This is a genomic window from Streptococcus sp., from assembly GCF_019414905.1.
Classification (GTDB): domain Bacteria; phylum Bacillota; class Bacilli; order Lactobacillales; family Streptococcaceae; genus Streptococcus.
The window spans coordinates 1-3,942 of the sequence record NZ_DXLC01000205.1; the positions used below are offsets into that span (position 1 = coordinate 1).

At 41.5% G+C, this 3,942-nt stretch carries 5 protein-coding genes; all 5 read right to left on the reverse strand.

What is annotated here, in order from left to right; all coding sequences use genetic code 11:
• A partial coding sequence (locus tag QZ359_RS06170) for a YSIRK-type signal peptide-containing protein (protein ID WP_293964058.1) occupies window positions 1-418 on the reverse strand: 418 nt, incomplete at its 3' end.
• Window positions 419-606: 188 nt separating this feature from the next.
• Window positions 607-1,416, reverse strand: coding sequence for a purine-nucleoside phosphorylase (locus QZ359_RS06175; RefSeq protein WP_125385933.1), 810 nt, complete (start codon window positions 1,414-1,416; stop codon window positions 607-609).
• A complete protein-coding gene (locus tag QZ359_RS06180) occupies window positions 1,413-1,973 on the reverse strand; it encodes a DUF1697 domain-containing protein (protein WP_293964060.1) in 561 nt (186 codons plus the stop codon). The genes QZ359_RS06175 and QZ359_RS06180 overlap by 4 nt, the downstream gene beginning before the upstream one ends.
• A 1-nt stretch (window position 1,974) precedes the next feature.
• The gene (locus tag QZ359_RS06185) at window positions 1,975-3,186 is read right to left on the reverse strand and encodes a phosphopentomutase (RefSeq protein WP_293964061.1); all 1,212 of its coding nucleotides are present in this window, start codon (window positions 3,184-3,186) and stop codon (window positions 1,975-1,977) included.
• Window positions 3,187-3,209: 23 nt separating this feature from the next.
• Complete coding sequence (rpiA, locus tag QZ359_RS06190; protein WP_293964063.1) at window positions 3,210-3,893, reverse strand: ribose-5-phosphate isomerase RpiA; 684 nt, start codon at window positions 3,891-3,893, stop codon at window positions 3,210-3,212.
• Window positions 3,894-3,942 lie beyond the last annotated feature (49 nt).

Genomic DNA, 3,942 nt, shown 5'->3' on the forward strand with positions numbered 1-3,942 from the left:
CTCCTTTTGAGATTTTCAAAAGATCTTCTGCTGTCACAGGACGAGAAGTTGTAGACTCATCCTTTACATTTTCCTCTCTATTCACTTCTGCAGGAACTAGAGCAGGCTCTGTTTTATGGGATTCCAGCTTTTCTTCTTCCTTCTGATTTTTAAGGACTTCTTTTGTTTCCGGAGCTGGTTGGATAACTGCTACTCTTTCCTCTATAAGAGGCGTTTCCTGTTTTTTATCAGTATTTTCTAGTTTTGTCGGACTATCCGTTGCATTTACTACTAGAGGAGTTTCGTTTTTCACAACTGGACTTCCTTCATTGGCAGAAATTCCTGTCGGTGCTAAAAAAGCAAAACCAACTGCAACAGATACAACTCCGATACTTAATTTTTTTATGCCAAAACGCATTATTCGTTGACCGATTTTCATTCTTTTCTAACTTTCTTTTATTTTCCCCTATTTACCAATAATTGATAAATAAGCATGTGATAAATTTTTACTAAAGATATAGTAGTTGATTGGATTTTTGTTCATCTTTTAATCACAACAAACCCAATCTTCTCTACTGAAGACGATGAGAACTCCCCCTTTCTAGTCTAATACCATCACCAATTTTTTTACAATTCTGCAAGAATCGCTTTCAGCAAGCCTTTAAAGTCGCCTTTAACACGTTCAGTCACTTCTACAACTTCTTCGTGGTTGAGTTCTTCTTGGAAACCTGCAGCATGGTTAGTAATACATGAAATACCGAGAACTTTCAAACCTGAGTGAGCTGCCACAATAACTTCAGGAACAGTCGACATACCAACTGCATCTGCTCCAAGTGTCTTATAGGCACGAATCTCTGCTGGTGTTTCATAAGTTGGACCAGTTACACCGATATAGACACCTTCATCAAGCTTGATACCAAGTTTTTTAGCAACTTCATGTGCAGTAGCACGGTATTCTGGTGTGTAGGCCTTAGACATATCTGGGAAACGAGGACCAAAATCATCCAAATTTTCACCCATCAACGGGTTCTGCCCCGTCATATTGATATGGTCTGAGATAGCCATCAAGGTACCAGGCCCAAATCCAATACCGCCAGCTGCATTGGTTACAATGACACCTTCACATCCAAGAACTTTCATGACACGTACTGGGAAAGTCACGACTTCCAGAGGATTTCCTTCGTAGAAATGGAAACGTCCTTGAAGAGCCAAAACCTTGCGACCTGCAAGTTCCCCATATACTAATTTACCAGCGTGACCAACTACTGTAGAGCGGCCCCAGTTTGGAATCTCAGCATAGTCTACTACAACTGGATTTTCGATTTCTTCTGCAAGTTCTCCAAGTCCTGATCCAAGGATTAGACCGAACTCAGGCGCTTGGATTCCCTTGTCTTTCAGGAAAGCAGCTGTTTCATTGATTTTATCTAAAAATGTCATTGTGTGTCTCCTTTATAATTTTGTAGCATTTGACCGATTTTGTCAAAGGTTTTTGCATTGCGAATGGTGATGTTGCGATAAAAAGGCATCTTGAGCAAGTACTTGTGATAGGCAGTTGCATAGTAGGATTCCTCAGAGAATTTCCCCCAGAAAATACCAAGTTTTCCAAAATGAACGACTTCATCTTCCAGTTCCAAACTGTTCACTTTCTTGATGACTTGAGCCACATCCAAGCCCTCCGTGTAAAAGAGGACATCCTTTCGTGCCAAATCTTTACTCCACCATTTAGGTAGATTTTCAAGTTCCGCTTCATAGTCTTCATGACTCAGCAAGGAAAAGCTCTGAATAAATGGATAATGGATTTCAAAGAAAGTCTCTAACTTTTCAACCAATTGGGCTTTGGGATCTGTCGAAGTAAAGAAAATATTGCCACTGTTGATGTAGGTTTCAACCTTTCCCAGTCCCAACTCTGTCAGTTCTTGACGAAGTTGCGCCATGACAACCTTATTCTTCCCACCGACATTAATGCCCCTAACCAGTAAAGCATAGCGCGTCATCTTACACCAATTTATCTAAGAAACTTTCCCCAATCATGGCAGTTTCAACACCAAAGTTATCGGCAATAGTCGCTGAGATATCTGCAAAATGTCCAACTGGAATGACACCATTTCCCTTAAAGCTAGGACTGTAGGCCAAAAGTGGAATATATTCACGAGTATGGTCTGTTCCTGCATAAGTTGGGTCATTTCCATGGTCCGCAGTAATCAAAAGAAGATCATTCTCTCTCATGGCTGCGATAATTTCAGGCAAGCGTTCATCAAACTCATGCAAGCAATCACGGTAGCCATGAGCATTACGACGGTGTCCATAAAGGGCATCAAAGTCAACTAAGTTTGTGAAGGAGAATCCTTTTTCAAATTCAGCAAGTCCCATGGTCTTCAATAATGTATCAATTCCGTGGCTGTTTGACTTGTTGTGGCCCATGTCATGATTGATACCAGCACCGTTAAAGATATCGTTGATTTTACCAACAGCGTAAGTATCGATACCTGCTTCGTTCAATTTATCCAAAACAGTTGGTGCAAATGGAGAAACGGCCAAGTCACGACGATTTGCCGTACGAGTGAAGTTACCTGGTTCACCTACATAAGGGCGAGCAATGATACGACCTAGAAGGGCAGGACGCTCAAGTGTAATTGAACGAGCGTATTCACAGATACGGTACAATTCGTCCAAAGGAATGATGTCTTCGTGGGCAGCAATTTGCAAAACAGGGTCAGCTGAAGTATAGATAATCAACTCTCCAGTTTCCATCTGACGTGGTCCAAAATCATCGATAACAGCCGTTCCTGAGTAAGGTTTGTTAGCTTCACGAATGACCTTACGTCCTGAAAATTCTTCGATTTTTGTCAGGATTTCTTCTGGGAATCCGTTCCAAAAAGTATCGAAAGGCTCAGTAATATTGAGTCCCATGATTTCCCAGTGTCCAGTCATCGTATCCTTACCAAGAGATACTTCTTCCAATTTTGTTGCATATCCTGTTGGATTGCTTTCAGCTGGAACAGTCTTAAGAGGAGTTTCTCGAGGAATATTTCCAAGACCAATTTTAGCCATGTTTGGGACATTCAAACCAACTGCTTTTGAAATGTGTCCTAATGTGTCAGAAGCTCCATCTGGAACTCCTGCATTGACAAAGTTATTAGCATCTGGTGCAGCACCGATTCCTACAGAATCCAGTACAACCAAGTGAATACGATTAAATTTTGACATAGTGTATCTCCTTATTATTTTAGTTATCTTGCTTTTGTTGAAGTTAAAATCTGAACCCCGTCTCGTCCAGCAACGATGACCTTATCCACCATTTGGTTAAACAAGCCGTGCTCCACGACACCAACGATATGGTCCAATTCTTGTCCGAAAGTAATTGGATCTTCGATGACATCCAAGGCAATGTCAATGATAAAATTCTGCATATCGGTCACAAAACGTTGGCCGTCTTTTTCACGGAAACTTGGTTTGTAGCCAGCTCGCTCAAAACGACGAAAGACCTGTTCTGCGCCATACTGAACCACTTCTACTGGCAATTTAAAAGCACCTAGTTTGTCTACTAGCTTGCTTTCATCCACCACCCAAATGTATTCTTTTGAAGGCGTTGCGACAACTTTCTCCATCAGAAGGGCACCACCACCGCCTTTGATTCCATTAAACTGACCATCCACTTCATCCGCCCCGTCGACTGTCACATCGACAAAGTCTACTTGGTCAATAGACTTGAGCGGGATATTAAGACCTTCAGCCTGTTTACTGGTCACACTAGAAGTCGTTACAGCTATAATCTGCAAGCCTTCTTCCTTGATACGACGACCGATTTCTTCTACGAAATAATAGGCAGTAGACCCCGTTCCCAGTCCGACAACCATGCCATCATTGACAAATTCAGCAGCCTTGATACCTGCCATTTTCTTCAGATTTTCCACTCAAACACCTCCATTAAAGAGCTATTTTTATTATAACATGTATCCGTTT